Source organism: Mycobacterium sp. (assembly GCF_035314905.1).
Classification (GTDB): Bacteria; Actinomycetota; Actinomycetes; order Mycobacteriales; family Mycobacteriaceae; genus Mycobacterium.
The window spans coordinates 1-18,156 of the sequence record NZ_DATFYW010000011.1; the positions used below are offsets into that span (position 1 = coordinate 1).

The window sequence follows — 18,156 nt, forward strand, 5'->3', positions numbered from 1 at the left end:
GTGCCCAGCCGGTGCTGCAGCCGGGCGATCTCGGTGCGCATCTGCACGCGCAGCTTGGCGTCGAGGTTGGACAGCGGCTCGTCCATCAGGAAGGCCTTGGGATTGCGCACGATTGCGCGACCCATCGCCACCCGCTGCCGCTGGCCGCCGGAGAGCTGAGCCGGTTTGCGGTCCAAAAGCTCGGTCAGATCGAGGATTTTCGCGGTCTCCTCGACCTTCTCTGCGATCTCGGCCTTCTTCGTCTTGGCCAACGTCAGCGGGAATGCGATGTTCTGGCGCACCGTCATGTGCGGGTAGAGCGCGTAGGACTGGAACACCATCGCGATATCGCGGTCCTTGGGCGACTTCTCGTTCACCCGCTCACCGCCGATGCGCAGCTCCCCGGAGGTTATTTCCTCCAAGCCGGCGATCATGTTCAACGTCGTGGACTTACCGCAGCCGGATGGGCCGACCAAGATGATGAATTCTCCGTCGGCGATCCTGACCGACAGGTCCTTCACGGCCGTCGCGCCGTCGGGGTAACTCTTGGTCACCCTGTCCAACACAATCTCGGCCATCGCCTATCCCTTCACTGCACCGGACGTCAGACCAGCGACGATCCGTCGTTGGAAGATTAGAACAAAAACGATGATCGGCACCGTAATGACCATTGCCCCGGCGGCGATGGATCCGGTCGGCTCCTCGAACTGCGAACTGCCCGGGAAGTTGGCGATCGCCACCGGTGCGGTGATCGAGCGGGTCGTTGCGGTCAACGAGATCGCCAGCAGCAGGTCGTTCCACGCGAAAATGAACACCAGGATCGAGGCCGTGACGATGCCGGGCGCGGCCAGCGGCGCGATCACTTTGCGGAAGGCCTGGAATGGCGTTGCGCCGTCCATCTTGGCCGCTTTCTCCAGGTCCCACGGGATCTCGCGGAAGAACGCCGAAAGCGTGTAAATGGCCAGCGGCAGGGCGAACGTGATGTACGGGATGATCAGGCCCGGCCACGTATTGAAGAGGCCCAGCGCACGCGAGAGGTCGAACAGCGGCGAGACCAGCGAGATAGCCGGGAACATCGCGATCAGCAGCGCGACGCCGATCAGCAGTCGCTTGCCCGGAAACTCCAGTCGGGCAATCGCATAGGCGGCCATGCCGCCGATCACGACGGCGATCACCGTGGTGATGACGCCGATCCCGATCGAGTTGCGCAGCGCGGGGCCGAACAGGTCGCCCCGGAAGATGCCGCGGTAGTTGTCGAACGTGACCGACGACGGAATCAGCTTGCCGTCCCTGACGTTCGACGTCGGTTTCAGGGACAGGCTCAGGATCCACAGCACAGGGAACAGCGCGTAGACGAGCACCAGGATGTCGACGACCACCCACCAGGCCCTGCGACCGACGCCCACCGGTTCGGCCATCTCACCGGTTCCCGTCACTCGCGCCGGGGGCCGATGCCCCGAAGCCCTTGATGAAGATGAACGCGATCACCGCCACACACACGAAGATGAGGACGCTGATCGCCGATCCGAGACCGAGGTTGAACCCCTTGAACAGGTTGTCGTAGCCGAGGATCGAGACCGAACCGGTCTTGTTGGCGCCCCCGGTGAGGATGTAGATGTTGTCGAAGATGCGGAACGCGTCGAGCGTGCGGAACAACAGTGCCACCAGGATCGCGGGTTTGATCAGCGGCAGCGTGACCTTGACCAGTCGCTTCCACGCGCCCGCACCGTCAACCTGGGCGGCGCGCATCAGTTCCTCGGGAACCAGTGCCAGGCCGGCCAGCAGCAGCAACGCCATGAACGGAGTGGTCTTCCACACCTCGGCGAGGATGATGATGCCCAGCGACGGGATCCGGTGGGTGAGCGGCGCCGAGCCTTCCGGCAGCAGGTTGGCCAGGTACCCGGTGCCCGGTGTCCACGCGTAGTACCAGCTGTACGACGCGGCGACGGTGACGATGCCGTACGGGATCAGCACCGCCGTGCGCACCATCCCTTTGCCGAAGATCGTCCGATGCATCACCAGGGCCAGCGCCAGGCCCAGCACCAGCTCGACGGCCACCGAGATCACCGTGATCGCGAGCGTGACCGTCAAAGCCGTCCACCAGTACCCGTCGGTCAGGACGGTCTGGTAATTGGCCAGGCCAACGAACGACGTGTCGCCCGGTGTCGCCAGGCTGACCTTCTGCAGGCTCAGCCACACCGCGTAGCCGATGGGATAGCCGGCCACCGCCAGCATCAGCAGCACGGCCGGGGTGATCAGCAGGTAAGCCAGCCGGCGCTGCGACCTCTCGTCGGCGGTGCGGCGGGGTTTTGCCGCGGGTGTCCGCGTGGCGGGAGCCTCGGCGACGGTCACTGTCACGGGATCAGCCCCTTCCCGTCGATGGCCTTTTGCACCTGCCCGGCCAGCCTGTCGGCCGTCTTCTCCGGGTCGATCGCGGTAATCGGCGACAGCGTCGTCGAGATCCGCATCGACACCGACTGGTAGACGGGCGTTGCCGGCCGCACCGCGGCGTCGGTGAGCTGACGCCGGATGATGTCGTACATCGGGTACTTCAACTGGAACTGCGGGTCGTCATACAGGGACCTTCGGACCGAGGGCAGGCCACCTGCGGTCGAGTAGTAGAGCTCGTTGTCGCGGTTGCGCAGGCAGCGGATCACCTCGAATGCCTCGGCCTTGTGCAGGGTGGTCTTCGCGACCGCCAGGTTGAGGCCGCCGATCGTCACCCGGGCGGGCTGCCCCGGCAGGACTTCGGGATACGGCGCGAACCCGAACACGGCCCTGCTGGCCTCGTAGGCGCCGGCGAACTGCGTGTCGTTGGGTGAGAAGGTGCCGACGTCGTCGATCGCGCTGGTGAGGTCCTGCCTGCGGTCAAGCGGCAGGAAGCTGACCCCACCCTTGACCGCGTTCTCCAGGATCGAGGGAAATACGAACGGCCAGTTCACCTCGAGCGCGGCCTTGCCCTGTTCCAGCGCCAGCCTCGCGGTGGCCTCGTCGGTCTGCGTGACCGATGGGTCGGCGCCGGGTGCGGTGGCCACGTCGTGGATGATTTGCAGCGCCCTGACGGTGGCGGCCCGGTGCTCCGGCGTGTCGGTGAGCGTGACCTTGCTGCCGTCGTCGGAGAGCACCTGCCCCCCGGCGCTGACCAGCAGCGTGTTGAACCACACCACCAGGCCCTCGTACTGCTTGCCCTGCACGGCAATCCAGCCCGGCTTGCCCTCCGCGTGCAGCCGCGTCGCCGCTGCGATCATGCCGTCCCAGCCCGCTGGCGGGTCGGGCACCAAATCCGGTCGATACCAGAGCAATTGAGTATTGGTGGTGACCGGCGCCGCGTACAGCCTGCCGTTCCACGTCGCGGTCGCCAGCGGCCCGGGCAAGGTGTCGGCGGTCGCGTCGGTTTCAGCCTGCCCCGACGGGTCGTCCGACAGCGGGAGCGCCCAGCCGGCCGCACCGAACTCGGCCGTCCAGACCACGTCGATCGCCATCAGGTCCAGCGTGTGGTCGTTTCCGGTCAGCCGGCGGGCAAGCTGCAGCCGCTGGTCGTCGGCGCCTTTGGGCAGGCTGTTCTGGATGATGGAGTACCGGCCGCCGGCCTGGGCGGTGCAGCGCTTGGCCAGCACCGTGAACGTCGCGGACTCGCTGGCCGGCGTGTAGAGGGTGATGACCGTTCCGCCGCTGCGCGAAGTGCACGCCGAGGCAACCGACACCGTGGTCAGGGCCGCCAACGCCACCGCGCCGAGCCGCCGGACGCGCGAGCCCTCAGCCACGACCGCCTCCCGTGTGCACTCACGACGGGAACCTCCCGCGGGCAAACGGTAGAGCGACACGCCCGGGATTTGCAACATTATCCGGCGCCTGCGTCGCAATCGTGACCTGCGGCGGCACGGGCCGACGGCGCCAGGGCAACGCGCGCGGAGCCGCTATAACGTCAAGCGCGCCAGCAGATCCCGCGCCTTCTCGGCGTTCTGTGGGTCGCAGAGCACGTCGTAGCGTCCGGCGACCAGTTGCATCGTCGAGCTGAAATCTCTTGTGCCGCGCGCCATCGCATACGGAACCGCGGAGCTGATCAGGCCGAACACGATGCCCGCGACCAGACCGGTGAGCAGCGCTGCCCACGGATTCGGGGCGAAGAAGCCCAGCACCAGGCCGATGAAGATGCCCAGCCACGCGCCGGTGAGGATGCCGCCGCCGACCACCTTCGGCCAGGTGAGACGGCCCGTCACCCGTTCGACCTGCATCAGATCGACGCCGACGATGGTCACCTGCTCGACCGGGAACTGCTGGTCGGAGAGGTAGTCCACGGCCCGCTGCGCCTCGGCGTAGGTCGGGTAGGAGCCGATCGGCCACCCTTTCGGAGGGGTGGGCAGCGACGGGCCCCGACCACTACGCGTCGGCGAGCCCGGTGCGCCGCCCGGAGTCCGTCCTGACGGAAATGGGCTGGTCATCAATCCTCACTCTCCTTACGTCGCGGGTCGACGTACGGGCCGCTTTCCTGCATCAACGCGCCGGTCGGGGCGATCGTGCCCCGTCCACGGACAGCCGCTATCCACGCTACGGTCAACGCGCCCATAGGCTAGGTTGATCAGCATGACAAATCCGGGCGACCAGGGCGACAAGCCGCAGTCCGAGGCCAGCGGGGCGGCGTCCCCGGGTGGCTACGAGGCCCCGCCGATCGAGCACTCGCACGGGCAGCCGAGCCACCAGCCGCAGCCCGGCCCGACGCCGCCGGCATCGGATTACCTGCCACCCGGCGGCTACCCGCCGCCGCCTGGGTACCCATCCGCGGGCGCCCCGCCGAGCGCCTACGGGCCGGCGGGCTACCAAGAACCGTCGGGCTACGGTGCGCCGTCCTACCCGTCGCAGCCGCAGTACGGCACGGCGCCGGGCGGCGGCTACCCGCCACCGCCGCCGTCCTACTCAACCGGCTACGGCGCATACCCGGGCGGATACGCGACATCGCAGCAGGGGACCAACTCGCTGGCAATCTGGTCGCTCGTCACGTCGATAGTCAGCATCTTCCTCGGATGGTTCTGCATCGGCTGGCTGACGGGCATCGCAGGCGTGGTGCTCGGCGTCCTGGCGCTCAACCAGATAAAGCAGACCGGTCAGCCCGGCCGTGGCCTGGCCGTGGCCGGGATTGCCGTCGGTGCGGCAGCCCTGGTGATCAGTTTGATCGGATCGATCTACTGGTTCGGCAGTTGGTCGCACTGACCCTGCGATGACCCACCAGCCCGAAGAGCCGTTCGGCGGAACCGAATACCCCTTCCCGGAGCAGTCCCGGCCACCGGTGGATCCCTACGCTCCGGTCGACTACCCGGCGGTCTACCCCGGGGCGCCGGCCGGTTATCCGCCGCCCTACCAGGGCTATCCCGTCGACCCGTACGACCCGTACCGCGCTTCCAGGCCGCCGGGCACGAACGGAAAGGCGATCGCCTCGCTGGTCGCGTCACTGGTCGGCTGGTTCTGCTGCGGGTTGCCGTCGATCGCCGGAGCCATCCTCGGCGTCGTCGCGATGCGAGAAACCAAACGCACCGGGCAGGAAGGCTACGGAATAGCGTTGGCGGGCACCATCATCGGCGGCCTCACTGCGGCCGGTTGGCTGGTGTTCATGCTCGTATGGCTGCTCGGGTTCCTGCTCACGCTGCACTCGCGGACATATTCCTGAGCGTCAGCGCGGCGGCTCGGAGTTCTGCCCGGTGCGCCGCAGTCCCGCGGCGCGGCCCTTCGCGGCGATCACCAGCGCCATCTTGCGGCTCGCCTCGTCGATCATCTCGTCGCCCAGCATCACCGCCCCGCGCGCCCCACCGGCCTTGGACGTGTGCCACTCGTAGCTCTCGAGGATCAGCTCGGCGTGGTCGTACTCCTGTTGGCGCGGGGTGAAGATTTCGTTGCCCGCGGCGATCTGATCCGGGTGCAGCACCCACTTGCCGTCGTAGCCCAGCGCCGCCGAGCGGGCCGCCACCCGGCGGAACGCTTCGACGTCGCGCACCTTCAGGTATGGCCCGTCGATCGCCGCGATCCCGTGCGTGCGGGCGGCGATCAGGATCGTCATCAGCGCGTGGTGGTAGGCGTCGCCGACGTCGTACCCCTCCGGCTGTTCGCCGACCACCAATGTGCGCATGTTCAGGCTGGCCATCAGGTCGGCCGGACCAAGCACGAGGGCCTGCAGCCGCGGCCCGGCGGCGATCGCGTCGACGTTGGTCAGCCCCCGGGCATTCTCGATCTGCGCCTCGATGCCGATCCGGCCCGCCGGCAACCGATGGACGGCTTCCAGCTGGCTCAACAGCAAATCGAGCGCATGGATGTGCGACACATCGGTCACCTTCGGCAGCACGATGATGTCCAGCCGGCCGCCGGCCGTGGACACCACCTCGATGACGTCGGCATAGGTCCACGGCGTGGTCCAGTCGTTGACCCGGACACCACGCAGCTGCCCGGCCCATCCCGGCTCGGACAGCGCGATCGCCACCCGGGTGCGGGCCTGCGCCTTCGCATCGGGCGCGACGGCATCTTCGAGGTCGAGAAACACCTCGTCGGCGGGCAGCCCTTTGGCTTTGTCGATCATCTTCTGGCTGCTGCCCGGCACCGAAAGACAGGTTCGGCGGGGTCGATAGGCGTTCTCCACGGCTACACTCCTACCCTTTCCCGCATGGTGGCGGTCAACAGGGTCTATGCGGCGCGGCCGGCGGGCCTGCGCGTGCCGGGCCCGGACGTCGGCGTCGTCGTCCAGCGGGTTCCTGATACATCGCGGTGACCAATGTGCAACCAATCTGTTGCCGACTAGGTATGGTGACGTAGTTCACGGTCGGCCGACGTAGGACGGTGTGAGTGCGAATAGGGGGAGGGGTCCGTGCCGCCTATGCGTGGGCGCGTTGCCGGGCTACCCGAATCGCCCGAACACCCAAGTCGGGTTTGATCGTCCTGGCGCCACTGGTGCTCGGCGCTGCGGTCGCCGCCTCCCCCGACTCGGCCGCGGGAGGACCGGCCGCCCAACGGACCGGCGTCGTGCCGCTGGCCGCCGTGGCGCCCGGTACTCGCGACCAGTCCGGACCGTCCGTTGTTTCCGTCGCCCGTGCCCCGGCCAGCTTCCACGTCGCGGAGGCCAGCATCATCGCGCCGCCACCGCCGCTCGCCGTGGTCAATTCGGTGGGTTCCCTGCGGATTCCGGCGATCGCGTTGTCGGCGTACCGCAACGCCGAGCGGATGATGGCGCTGGCCGACCCCGCATGCGGCGTGAGCTGGAACCTGTTGGCGGGGATCGGCCGGATCGAGTCGATGCACGCCAACGGCGGTGCCACCGACGCACACGGCACGGCGGTGTACCCCATCTACGGGCCTGCGCTGGACGGTTCGCTGCCCGGCAACGAGATGATCGTGCAGAGCATGGCACCCAGCGGCAGGGTCAGCTACGTCCGCGCGATGGGCCCGATGCAGTTCCTGCCCGGCACGTGGGCGCGCTACGCCTCCGACGGTGACGGAGACGGAAGGGCCGACCCGCAAAACATCTACGACGCGTCACTGGCGGCGGCACGGTACCTGTGCAGCGGCGGGCTGAACCTGCGCGACCCATCGCAGGTGCTCGCGGCGGTCCTGCGCTACAACAACTCGATGCCGTACGCACAGAACGTGCTCGGCTGGGCGGCGGCCTACGCGACCGGCGTCGTTCCGGTCGACCTGCCGCCGATAACCGGCCCGGTCCCGCCGGTCGGGGATGCACACCTGGAGGGCAACCCCGAAGGCCTCGGTCCCGGCCTGCCGATCAACGTGCTGGGGTTGTCGCCGACGGATCCGATGTCGCAGCTACCGCTCATCACGTTCGGCCCGACCGATGCGGCCAGCCAACTGAACAACCCGAGCCCGGTCGCCGACCCGGCGACACTGGCCGCGCAGAACCCGGCGCAGCCGCCGATGTGCGTGCTGGTGTGCTTCGGGCAGAATCCGCTGCCACCGCCGGCGCAATTCGTCCCGCAGGGCACGGGCCCGCTGCCCGGCCCGGCCCCGGCACCATCGTCGCCGCCGGCTGCCCAGGTGCCCGCGCCCGATGCGCCGCCGAATCCGTTCGCCCCGCCGGTCAACCCCTTTGCACCGCCACCGCAGGCTCCGCCGCCGGCACCGGCGCTGCCAGCGACGCACGGACCGCTCCCGGGACCGGCCAACTGACCAACTGACGCTGCGGCCGGGGGCTGTTCGGACGGGCCGTAGACTCGACCGTGATGTCCGAGAACGAACCTGGTGCCGCCGTGCGCGCGGCGCTGGCCAAGGTGATCGATCCCGAGCTGCGCCGGCCGATCACCGAGCTCGGCATGGTCAAGAACGTCACGATCGAGCCCGACCAGGGCGTGCACGTCGAGATCTACCTGACCACCTCCGCATGCCCGAAGAAGACCGAGATCGCCGACCGCGTCACCCGAGCCGTCACCGACGTACCCGGCACCGGCCAGGTGAGGGTCAGCCTCGACGTGATGAGCGACGAGCAGCGCACCGAGTTGCGCAAGATGCTGCGCGGCGACGCCCACGAGCCGGTCATCCCGTTCGCGCAGCCGGGCTCACTGACGCGGGTGTACGCGGTGGCGTCCGGCAAGGGCGGCGTCGGCAAGTCCAGCGTCACCGTGAACCTGGCGGCCGCGATGGCGGCGCGCGGGCTGTCGGTCGGACTGCTCGACGCCGACATCTACGGCCATTCGATTCCCCGCATGATGGGCACGACCGAGCGGCCCACACAGGTCGAGTCGATGATCCTGCCGCCGATCGCCCACGAGGTGAAGGTGATCTCGATCGCCCAGTTCACTTCGGGCAACACCCCGGTGGTGTGGCGCGGCCCGATGCTTCACCGTGCGCTTCAGCAGTTCCTCGCCGACGTGTACTGGGGCGATCTCGACGTGCTGCTGCTCGATCTCCCACCGGGCACCGGCGACGTCGCGATCTCGGTGGCCCAGCTGATCCCGAACGCGGAGATCCTGGTGGTCACCACCCCGCAGCTGGCCGCCGCCGAGGTCGCCGAGCGTGCGGGTGCGATCGCGCTGCAGACCCGTCAGCGGCTGGTCGGCGTCGTCGAAAACATGTCCGGGCTGTTGATGCCGGATGGTTCCACGATGCGGGTGTTCGGCGAGGGCGGCGGACGCCAGGTCGCCGAGCGGCTGTCGCGCGCGGTCGGCGCCGACGTGCCACTGCTGGGTCAGGTTCCGCTGGATCCCGCGCTGGTCAGCGCCGGCGATTCCGGAGTGCCGCTGGTGCTCAGCGCGCCGGATTCGGCTGCGGGCAAGGAGTTGCGCAGCATCGCCGACACGCTGTCGGCACGTCGCCGCGGTCTGGCGGGCATGTCGCTGGGCATCGACACCGCCCGGCGCTGAGTTCTCGCGACAGGTCTAGGTCGCGTCGGCGTCGAAAGGCGTCGCGCCGGAGTCGAAAGGCGTTGTCCCGCTTGCCGGTTGCGGCGGCGGCGGCTGCTGGCCCTGCGCGGGCGCCACCTGCTCCGGCGCCGGCGTGGTCGACGGGGTGTCGGGCGGCAGGTCGACCGGCCGGTCGAATGCGCGGAACACCGAGTCGTCGCCGTCGAGCAGATGTTTGGCCAGCGCCTGGCGCGGCGTCAGGCCCCGCAGCTTCTGCAATTCGCTGAGAGGCTCGCGCAAGTCGTCGAATTCGGGCCCCAGCTCCTCGCGCAGGTTGCTGGTGGCGCCGCTGATGTACTCGCGAGCCTGGCGCAGCGCGTCGGAGGTCCACCGGATGGCGCCCGGCAGCCGCTCGGGGCCCAGAACGACCAGCCCGATGACCAACAGCACCAGCATCTCGCCCCAACCGATGTTGAACATCTACGTATCCGGGGTCGGGGTGACGGTGAGAGTGACGTGGCGGCCGTCGCGCACCACTTCGATCGGTGCGGGTTGCCCGATGGTCAGTTGGCGCGTCGCGACGACGAACTCGTCGGCATCGGCAACGCTTCGATTCCCGACCTTCACGACGACGTCGTTCTCGAGGACGCCCCCCTTCTCCGCCGGGCCGCCGGCCTTGACGTTGGCGATCTGCGCTCCGGAGGCCACCGAGTTGCTCACCGAGCGCGCCGTGACACCCAGCGTCGGGTGCGCGAGCTTGCCGTCCTTGATCAGTGCGTCGACTGTCCTTTTGACCTCATTGACCGGGATCGCGAAGCCAAGCCCGCTTGCGCTGTCGGACAACGATTTCCCGGCGGTATTGATGCCGATCACATGGGAGTCCATGTCGATGAGCGGGCCACCCGAGTTGCCGTGGTTGATCGACGCGTCGGTCTGGATGGCGTCGATAACCGTGTCCGTGTCCGACCCTTCGCCCGACAGCGGCACCGGGCGGTGCAGCGCGCTGATGATGCCGTGCGTGACAGTGCTGCGCAGGCCCAGCGGTGCGCCGGCGGCGATCACCTCGTCGCCGACGCGCACCTTGTCGGAGTCACCGAACTGCGCAACCGTCAGGTTGTCGACATTGTCGACCTTCAGCACGGCCAGGTCGGTCTTCGGGTCCCGGCCGACGAGGTTGGCAGGCACCTTCTTGCCGTCGTTGAAGACGACGGTGGTCTTGTACTGGCTCGGGTTGTTGGCCGCGTCCGAGATCACGTGATTGTTGGTGACGAGGTAGCCGCGGCCGTCCACGATCACGCCGGAGCCCTGTGAGCCCTCCTGGTCGCTGGTCGATTCGACCGTCACCACCGAGTCGGCGACCGATGCCGCGACCTTGGCGAAGCGGCCCTCGGGCGGCTGGCTGCCGTTGGTCGACAAGGTGACCTTCGACGTGGTGAACGCCTCGACGACCTCGGCCGTCTTGCGTCCCACCCAGCCGCCGGCAAAGCCGATCAGCAGCGCGATGATCGCCAGGATCGCCAGGGCGACGTACGAAACCCTGCCGCCGAAGAGCACGTCGCGCACCCCGAGCTTGCCCGTGTCCGCCCCGACCGCGGCAGGCGGCGGCGGTACGACGGCCGGGCCGCCGAGCGCGGCCGCCGCGCCCGGGTCGCGCCACGGGTCGTCGGCGCCGTTGTCGCCCTCGCCGTCCCGCTCGCCGTCGAGTGCTCCGGCATCGGCGGGATGGCGCTGCAGTGAATCAACGATTTGGTGCGGGCGGCCGAAGGCTTCGGCGAGCACGGGATCCGGCGGCGCGTCCTGCGGCGTGAACTCAGCCTGGTCGCGGTGCTTCTCCGAGCCGAGGAACGACCCGTCGAAACCCTCGGGACGGCCGAACGCCTGACGCGACGCCGGATCGACGGGCGGGCGGGAAATCGGCCGCGGCGCCAGACGCTGCGTCCCCTCGGAATTGTCCTGGTTGAAGCTCAAGTCATCCTCTTCCGGGCGTTCGGAAGACACGGGCTATGGTCCTCGCCGCATCCCCGATGAACGTAACCACCCTACCGGCGCTTACGGCGGGACCGGGTGATGCGGTCAGCTAACTCGTCCAGGTCGGTCTGCGAAGTGTCGCCGCCGGTGTCGACGGCGGAATGGGGAATCTGCGCCAGCATGCCCAGCAGCGCGCTGGGCACGTGGATGGGGCACGAGTCACGCAGCGCCGCACGAGCCTGGCTCTGGGCCTCGACCTCCGCGGCGCACTCCGGGCACAGCGACAGGTGGTGAGCGGCTCGCAGGTGCGCATTCATGCGCAACTCACCGTCGACGAACGCGGCAATCGCCTCGGTGGACAGATGTTCGGTGGAGCCGAACTGGCGGGGACCGACAGGGGCATCGCTTTGCGACGCGAACTGGGAGGGCAGCCAGGAGAATGCGCGGCGGAACACGTGGCCCCGATCCACCATGACCCTGCGCCTCCTTCGGTGCTGTCATTGCATGCGCCACCTCGAATGTAGCGCGCGAGGCTGTGGCCGACACCCCGGGAAACGCCGCCGGCTGTGGCGGCGGGCCGGGTCAGGCCGACTTGGCCGTCAATTCCTCGGAGTCGCCGTGGGCGGCGAGATAGTCACGCAAGGCCTGTCTGCCACGGTGAATGCGGCTGCGCACGGTGCCCAGCTTGACGCCGAGCGTGGCGCCGATCTCCTCGTAGGACAGACCCTCGATGTCGCACAGGACCACCGCGGCGCGAAACTCCGGAGGCAACGAATCCAGCGCTGCCTGCAGGCCGGGCCCGAGCCGTGAGTCGTGGTAGATCTGCTCGGGGTTCGGCTCGTCGGCGGGCACCCGGTCGTAGTCCTCCGGCAGCGCCTCCATACGGATCCGGCCGCGCCGTCGCACCATGTCGAGAAACAGGTTCGTCGTGATGCGGTGCAGCCAGCCCTCGAAGGTGCCGGGCTGATAGTTCTGCACCGAGCGGAACACCCGGATGAAGGTCTCCTGGGTCAGGTCCTCCGCGTCGTGCTGGTTGCCGGAAAGCCGGTAGGCCAGGCGGTAGACGCGATCGGCGTGCTGACGGACGAGTTCATCCCACGACGGCATCGCACTCTTGTCGCCCGTCGCGTCGAATACCGCGGTGCCCTGCAGGTCGTCGCTTTCTTCCAGCCAATCGGCGCCGGCGTACTGCTCGAGGCGCGACATGCTGGTGGGCGCGGTCGTAAGGATGCTGGGCGTGGGGTCCTCCCGGTGATCGATCAATGGCGAGCCGCCATCGCGGCCAACGTGAAATTCGTCAGGGTTATTCCCGGACCGCCAGGACGCTCCGTATGCCATTGGCCTACCGTTGCCCATCGCGGTGTGGCAGCCATATGAGCAAACTGAACTTTCCCTGAGAAACCGGGCCGCCGGCCGCCCGTACACGGCCGATGGGTCGGTGAAACGCTATTTTAGCCCGGGCGTGTCGCGGCCTCTCCCCCGGCCCCGGTTCGGGCGCGCCTGCCCGGCCCCGCTGGGCTTTGGCTTTACGCTGCGGGAATGACCACCTCCTGCGAACCGCTGTCCGCCGAGACGATGGTCGCGCATGCCGAGGGCTCGATCTCCGAAGACCAGATCGTCGCTGCAGCCCGCGAGCGCGCCGTCGATGCCGGCGCCGGTGCCGTCAGCCCGGCGGCCGGCGCGCTGCTGAGCCTGCTGGCCCGCCTGTCGGGCGGCAAGGCCGTCGCCGAGGTCGGCACCGGCGCGGGCGTGAGTGGGCTGTGGCTGCTGGCCGGCATGCGGGAGGACGGCGTGCTGACCACGATCGACGTGGAACCCGAGCACCAGCTGCTCGCCAAGCAGGCGTTCGCCGAGGCCGGCATCACGCCGTCACGCACCCGGCTGATCAGCGGACGGGCCCAGGAGGTGCTGCCCCGGCTCGCCGACGAGTCCTACGACCTGGTCTTCCTCGACGCCGACCCGATGGACCAGCCGGAATTCGTGATCGAAGGCATCCGGCTGCTGCGCCCCGGTGGCGCGATCGTGGTGCACCGGGCCGCACTGGGCGGCCGGGCCGGGGATCCCGCCGCGCGCGACGCCGAGGTCGCCGCAGTCCGAGAAGCCGCCCGGCTCATCGCCGAGGACGAGCGGCTGACCCCGGTGCTGGTCCCACTCGGCGACGGCATCCTGGCCGCCGCGCGGGACTGACGCGCTCGATCTTGACGGCTTCCTAACGTCATCGATCCTTGCCGGGGCGCATTCCTGTTGCTGCCGGTGGTGATGGCCCTCAGCGCGTTCGACCATCGTCTCGGGTGGTCGCCGGTGCCTGCCGTGGTGTCGCTGATCGGCGATGCGCTGGTCGTGATCGGGCTCGCCGTCGCACAGTTGGTCATCATCGAAAACAGTTACGCGGCCGCGAACGTCACGGTCGAGGCAGGCCAGAAAGTCGTCTCCACGGGGCTGTACGGGATCGTGCGACACCCGATGTACGTCGGGACGCTGATCATGATGGCAGGCGTCCCACTCGCCCTCGGTTCCTGGTGGGGCCTTGTCTTCCTCATCCCCGGCCTGATCGCGCTCATCTTCCGCATCCTCGACGAGGAAAAGATGCTCACGCAGGAGTTGGACGGATATCGCGAATACACACAGAAAGTCCACTATCGGTTGGTGTCATACGTGTGGTAGCAGCGCTCTAAGGTGAGTCGCGTGGCCCCGCAATCGGCGCCGGCGCTCGACCGGCCGTGGCATCGTCCCGGCCGGTTGCGCTACGCGCTCACCAGGCTGCGCGGATTCGCGAGGCCACCCGTCACCGTCACCGAACCACCCAGTGGGATCGTCGTCGACCGCGACGCCGAGGTGCGCACCAGGGATGGAACGGTGTTGCGGGTCAACGTGTTCCGCCCCCCAGGTGGGGAAGCCCATCCGGTCCTGCTGAGCGCTCATCCCTACGGCAAGGACAACCTGCCCGCCCGGCGCGGCAATCGCTGGAGGTACTCGGTGCAGTACCACGCGCTCCGCCAGCCCGAGCCGGTGACGTTCTCGGCGTTCACCGGCTGGGAGGGGCCGGACCCGGCATGGTGGGTGCCGCAGGGCTTCGCCGTCGTGAACGCGGACCTGCGCGGCTGCGGCCGCTCCGAGGGCGTCGGAAAGCTGTTGTCGCAGCAGGAAAGCGAGGACATCTCCGACATCGTGCAATGGTCGGGCGCCCAGGCGTGGAGCGACGGCCGGGTCGCCATGCTCGGGGTGTCCTACCTCGCCATCAGCCAGTACGAGGGGGCGGCGCAGCAGCCGCCGGCACTGCGGGCCATCTGCCCCTGGGAGGGTTTCACCGACGCATACCAGGACCTCGCGTATCCCGGCGGTGTCCGGGAGAAGGGGTTCGTGCGGCTCTGGTCGACGATGCTGCGCCGCACCGCCCGGCTGGCCTACGACATCCGGCGCGCGCAGGACGTCCACCCGCTGCGCGACGAGTTCTGGCGCTCGCTGACACCTGACCTGTCGGCGATCCGGGTGCCGATGCTGGTGTGCGGAAGCTTCTCTGATCACAACCTGCACAGCCGCGGCTCGATGCGGGCGTTCACCCGATCGGGTTCGACCCACTCCCGGCTCTACACGCACCGGGGCGGCAAGTGGGCGACGTTCTACTCCGAGCCGGCACGCGCCGAACAGCTGTCGTTCATCCGTGCGGCGCTCGACGGTGCCCTCGACCAAACCCGCAGTGTCCGACTGGAAGTCCGCGAAGATCGGGACACCGTCGCAGCGGTTCGCGAGGAAACCGAATGGCCGCTGGCCCGCACCCGCTGGCAGCGGTTGCATCTCGCCGGAGCGGGCGTGTTGTCCACAGTGGCACCGCAAACCCCGGGCTCGGTCTCGTTCAAAACCCGTTCCCGGGCGGCGGCGTTCACCTGGACGGTGCGCGAGGACGTCGAGCTGACCGGCCCGATGGCCGCACGGCTATGGCTGGAACTGTATGGCTGCGGGGATGCGAATTTGTTCGTGGGCGTGGAAAAGTGGCGCACCGGAAGGTTTGTCCCCTTCGAAGGGTCCTACGGCTACGGCCGCGACCGGGTCGCCACCGGCTGGCAGCGGGTCTCCCTGCGAGCTCTGGATCCCGAGCTGTCACAACCTTGGGACCCGGTGCCGACATGCACCGATCCGCAGCCGCTGCGCGCCGGCGAGATCGTCGCGGTCGAGGTCCCGCTCGGGCCGTCGGCGACGGTTTTCCGCGCCGGTGAGCAGCTGCGGCTGGTGGTCGCCGGGCGCTGGCTGGCGCCGCGAAACCCGTTGTCCGGCCAATTCCCGGCCGCGTACGCGAGCTCGGGGCGCGGTCGGGTGACCCTGCACTGGGGTCCGAATCGCGACGCGCACCTGCTGGTGCCGGTGATAGCTGCGGCGCCGCCGACCTAAACCCAGATTCCCTTGCCGACCGCGATGACGCCCCCGGCGCTCACCGCGAAGCGCTCCCGGTCCTTTTCCAGGTCCACGCCCACCATTTCACCTGGGCCGACCACCACGTTCTTGTCGAGGATCGCATGGCGCACCACCGCGCCGCGCCCCACCCGCACGCCGGGCATCAGGACGCTGCCCTCGACGATCGCGCCGTCGTCGACGACGACGTTGTTCGACAGCACCGAGTTGCGCACCGACGCGGCGGACACGATGCTGCCCGCTCCGACAACGGATTCCTGAGCCGAGCCCCCGTTGACGAACTTCGCCGGCGCCAGATTCTCGGTGCCGCCGCGAATCGGCCAGCGCTTGTTGTACAGGTTGAAGATCGGGTGCACCGAGACCAAATCCATGTGCGCGTCATAGAACGCGTCGAGCGTGCCGACATCACGCCAGTAGCCGCGGTCGCGGTCGGTGGCGCCGGGCACCTCGTTTTCGTTGAAGTCGTAGACAGAGGCGCGGCCGTCGGTAACCAACCGCGGGATGATGTCGCCGCCCATGTCGTGGTCGGAGTTGTCGTCATCGGCATCGGCGCGGATCGCGTCGATGAGCACCTTGGTAGTGAAGATGTAGTTTCCCATCGACACGAACGTCTGCTCGGGTTCGTCGGGGGTGCCCGGCGGGTCCGCGGGCTTCTCGATGAAACCGCGGATCCGGCCCGAGTCGTCGGAGTCGATGCAGCCGAACGCGCTCGCCTCCGCGCGCGGCACGCGGATGCCGGCGACGGTCGCGCCGGCGCCGCTTTCAATGTGGAAGTTCAGCATCTGCTCCGGATCCATCCGGTACACGTGGTCGGCGCCGAAGACCACGATGTAGTCCGGATCCTCGTCATAGATCAGGTTCATCGACTGGTAGATCGCGTCGGCACTTCCGGTGTACCAGCGCGGGCCGAGCCGCTGCTGCGCGGGCACCGGCGTGATGTATTCGCCGGCCAGACCGGAAAGCCGCCAGTTCTGCGAGATGTGCCGGTCCAGAGAATGTGACTTGTACTGGGTCAGAACGCAGATCCGCAGGTAACGGGCGTTGACGAGATTGGAGAGCACGAAGTCGATGAGTCGGTATGCACCACCAAAGGGAACTGCCGGCTTTGCCCGGTCCGCAGTCAAGGGATAAAGCCGCTTCCCCTCCCCGCCGGCCAGGACAATTCCCAGCACATGTGGCGCTTCCCTCATGGTCTAAACCTATCCGTCACCGTGATGTGGGGCTAGCATTCCCGTGATTCCGGCCGCCACAAACACGTCCACCGCCGACAGTGTGCATCGGCTCGTCCGCCGCACTACGGTCGGGAAGTATGCGGGTGGCGATGATGACGCGGGAGTACCCACCTGAGGTTTACGGAGGTGCGGGCGTCCATGTGACCGAGCTCGTCGCGCAGCTGCGTCACCTGTGCGACGTCGACTTGCACTGCATGGGTGCTCCCCGCCACGGCGCGGTTGTGCACCAGCCCGACCCGCAGCTCAAGGGCGCCAACCCCGCACTCGCGACACTGTCGGCCGATCTCGTGATGGCCAACGCCGCGTCGGAGGCCACCGTGGTGCATTCGCACACGTGGTACACCGGCCTGGCCGGGCACCTGGCCGCGTTGCTCTACGACATCCCCCACGTGCTGACCGCCCATTCGCTCGAGCCGCTGCGGCCGTGGAAGGCCGAGCAGCTGGGCGGCGGCTACCGGATCTCGTCGTGGGTGGAGCGCACCGCGATCGAGGCCGCCGACGCGGTGATCGCGGTCAGCTCGGGCATGCGCGACGACGTGCTGAAGACCTATCCCGCGCTGGATCCCAACCGGGTGCATGTCGTGCGCAACGGCATCGACACCGACGTGTGGCACCCCGTGGAGCCGAAACCCGGGGAGTCGGTGCTGGCCGAACTGGGTGTGGACACCGCACGTCCGATCGTCGCGTTCGTCGGGCGCATCACCCGCCAGAAGGGCGTCGCGCATCTGGTCGCCGCGGGCCATCGGTTCGCACCCGACGCGCAGCTCGTGCTGTGCGCGGGCGCGCCCGACACCCCCGAGATCGCGGCCGAGGTGACCGCCGCGGTGCAGCAGCTGTCGCGCGCAAGAAGTGGGGTGTTCTGGGTCCGGGAGATGCTGCCAATCGGCAAGATTCGCGAAATACTCTCCGCGGCAACGGTTTTTGTATGCCCGTCAGTCTACGAGCCGTTGGGGATCGTGAATCTCGAGGCGATGGCTTGCGCGACGGCGGTGGTCGCATCCGACGTCGGGGGCATTCCCGAGGTGGTCGCCGACGGGGAAACAGGGCTGCTGGCGCATTACGATCCGGCCGATCCGGCCGGATTCGAGGCCGGGCTCGCCGCGGCGGTCAACACCCTGATCGCCGACCCGGACAAAGCCGCGCGGTTCGGCCGCGCCGGCAGACAGCGCTGCATCGAGGAGTTTTCGTGGTCGCACATCGCCCAGCAGACGCTGGAGATCTACCGGAAGGTGTCCTCGTAGGGA

General features: G+C 68.5%; 18 protein-coding genes and 1 pseudogene. 8 read left to right on the forward strand and 11 right to left on the reverse strand.

Going from position 1 to position 18,156, the window contains the following annotated elements; translation table 11 throughout:
* From VKG81_RS00785 to VKG81_RS00805, 5 genes are all read right to left on the reverse strand, one after another.
* Nucleotides 1-557 (reverse strand): ABC transporter ATP-binding protein (locus VKG81_RS00785; protein WP_324388921.1); only part of this gene is annotated, 557 nt, incomplete at its 3' end.
* Between the two features lie 3 nt (nt 558-560).
* On the reverse strand, nt 561-1,397 hold the full coding sequence (locus VKG81_RS00790; RefSeq protein WP_324388922.1) for a carbohydrate ABC transporter permease: 837 nt from the start codon (nt 1,395-1,397) through the stop codon (nt 561-563).
* Between the two features lies 1 nt (nt 1,398).
* Entirely contained in the window at nt 1,399-2,250 is an 852-nt protein-coding gene (locus VKG81_RS00795; protein ID WP_324388957.1) for a sugar ABC transporter permease, read from the reverse strand.
* An 83-nt stretch (nt 2,251-2,333) separates the two neighbouring features.
* The gene (locus VKG81_RS00800) at nt 2,334-3,743 is read right to left on the reverse strand and encodes an ABC transporter substrate-binding protein (RefSeq protein WP_324388923.1); all 1,410 of its coding nucleotides are present in this window, start codon (nt 3,741-3,743) and stop codon (nt 2,334-2,336) included.
* Nucleotides 3,744-3,896: 153 nt separating this feature from the next.
* The gene (locus VKG81_RS00805) at nt 3,897-4,421 is read right to left on the reverse strand and encodes a general stress protein (protein ID WP_324388924.1); all 525 of its coding nucleotides are present in this window, start codon (nt 4,419-4,421) and stop codon (nt 3,897-3,899) included.
* 142 nt (nt 4,422-4,563) lie between these two features.
* Here VKG81_RS00805 and VKG81_RS00810 point away from each other — a divergent pair, with 142 nt between their 5' ends.
* Nucleotides 4,564-5,187 (forward strand): DUF4190 domain-containing protein, encoded by a 624-nt coding sequence (locus tag VKG81_RS00810; RefSeq protein WP_324388925.1) that lies wholly within the window; start codon nt 4,564-4,566, stop codon nt 5,185-5,187.
* 7 nt (nt 5,188-5,194) lie between these two features.
* Nucleotides 5,195-5,641, forward strand: a complete 447-nt coding sequence (locus VKG81_RS00815; RefSeq protein WP_324388926.1) for a DUF4190 domain-containing protein — start codon at nt 5,195-5,197, stop codon at nt 5,639-5,641.
* Nucleotides 5,642-5,644: 3 nt separating this feature from the next.
* Here the strand turns inward: VKG81_RS00815 and VKG81_RS00820 are convergent, their stop codons facing one another.
* Nucleotides 5,645-6,601, reverse strand: a complete 957-nt coding sequence (locus VKG81_RS00820) for a CoA ester lyase (protein ID WP_324388927.1) — start codon at nt 6,599-6,601, stop codon at nt 5,645-5,647.
* Nucleotides 6,602-6,804: 203 nt separating this feature from the next.
* On the opposite strand from VKG81_RS00820, the gene VKG81_RS00825 reads away from it, so the two are divergent.
* Nucleotides 6,805-8,136 carry a lytic transglycosylase domain-containing protein gene (locus VKG81_RS00825; protein WP_324388928.1) on the forward strand — a complete coding sequence of 444 codons (1,332 nt, stop codon included), beginning with the start codon at nt 6,805-6,807 and terminating at the stop codon, nt 8,134-8,136.
* Nucleotides 8,137-8,189: 53 nt separating this feature from the next.
* Nucleotides 8,190-9,326: an Mrp/NBP35 family ATP-binding protein gene (locus VKG81_RS00830; RefSeq protein ID WP_324388929.1), complete on the forward strand. Its 1,137-nt coding sequence runs from the start codon at nt 8,190-8,192 to the stop codon at nt 9,324-9,326.
* 15 nt (nt 9,327-9,341) lie between these two features.
* Here VKG81_RS00830 and tatB read toward each other — a convergent pair whose 3' ends face one another.
* The 4 genes from tatB to sigE form a co-directional block, all read right to left on the reverse strand.
* Nucleotides 9,342-9,785 (reverse strand): Sec-independent protein translocase protein TatB, encoded by a 444-nt coding sequence (gene tatB, locus VKG81_RS00835; protein ID WP_324388930.1) that lies wholly within the window; start codon nt 9,783-9,785, stop codon nt 9,342-9,344.
* Nucleotides 9,786-11,273, reverse strand: a complete 1,488-nt coding sequence (locus VKG81_RS00840) for a S1C family serine protease (RefSeq protein ID WP_324388958.1) — start codon at nt 11,271-11,273, stop codon at nt 9,786-9,788.
* A 71-nt stretch (nt 11,274-11,344) separates the two neighbouring features.
* The gene (gene rseA / locus VKG81_RS00845) at nt 11,345-11,746 is read right to left on the reverse strand and encodes an anti-sigma E factor RseA (protein WP_324388931.1); all 402 of its coding nucleotides are present in this window, start codon (nt 11,744-11,746) and stop codon (nt 11,345-11,347) included.
* A gap of 109 nt (nt 11,747-11,855) precedes the next feature.
* A complete protein-coding gene (sigE, locus tag VKG81_RS00850; RefSeq protein WP_324388932.1) occupies nt 11,856-12,611 on the reverse strand; it encodes an RNA polymerase sigma factor SigE in 756 nt (251 codons plus the stop codon).
* Between the two features lie 201 nt (nt 12,612-12,812).
* On the opposite strand from sigE, the gene VKG81_RS00855 reads away from it, so the two are divergent.
* From VKG81_RS00855 to VKG81_RS00865, 3 genes and pseudogenes are all read left to right on the forward strand, one after another.
* A complete protein-coding gene (locus tag VKG81_RS00855; RefSeq protein WP_324388933.1) occupies nt 12,813-13,460 on the forward strand; it encodes an O-methyltransferase in 648 nt (215 codons plus the stop codon).
* Nucleotides 13,461-13,505: 45 nt separating this feature from the next.
* Nucleotides 13,506-13,937, forward strand: a pseudogene (locus VKG81_RS00860) (methyltransferase family protein); the annotation flags it as partial.
* A gap of 21 nt (nt 13,938-13,958) precedes the next feature.
* The gene (locus tag VKG81_RS00865; protein WP_324388934.1) at nt 13,959-15,659 is read left to right on the forward strand and encodes a CocE/NonD family hydrolase; all 1,701 of its coding nucleotides are present in this window, start codon (nt 13,959-13,961) and stop codon (nt 15,657-15,659) included.
* Here the strand turns inward: VKG81_RS00865 and glgC are convergent.
* A complete protein-coding gene (gene glgC / locus VKG81_RS00870; RefSeq protein WP_324388935.1) occupies nt 15,656-16,870 on the reverse strand; it encodes a glucose-1-phosphate adenylyltransferase in 1,215 nt (404 codons plus the stop codon). The genes VKG81_RS00865 and glgC overlap by 4 nt on opposite strands.
* Before the next feature lie 119 nt (nt 16,871-16,989).
* On the opposite strand from glgC, the gene glgA reads away from it, so the two are divergent.
* Nucleotides 16,990-18,153, forward strand: a complete 1,164-nt coding sequence (glgA, locus tag VKG81_RS00875; RefSeq protein ID WP_324388936.1) for a glycogen synthase — start codon at nt 16,990-16,992, stop codon at nt 18,151-18,153.
* The last annotated feature ends 3 nt before the right edge of the window (nt 18,154-18,156 follow it).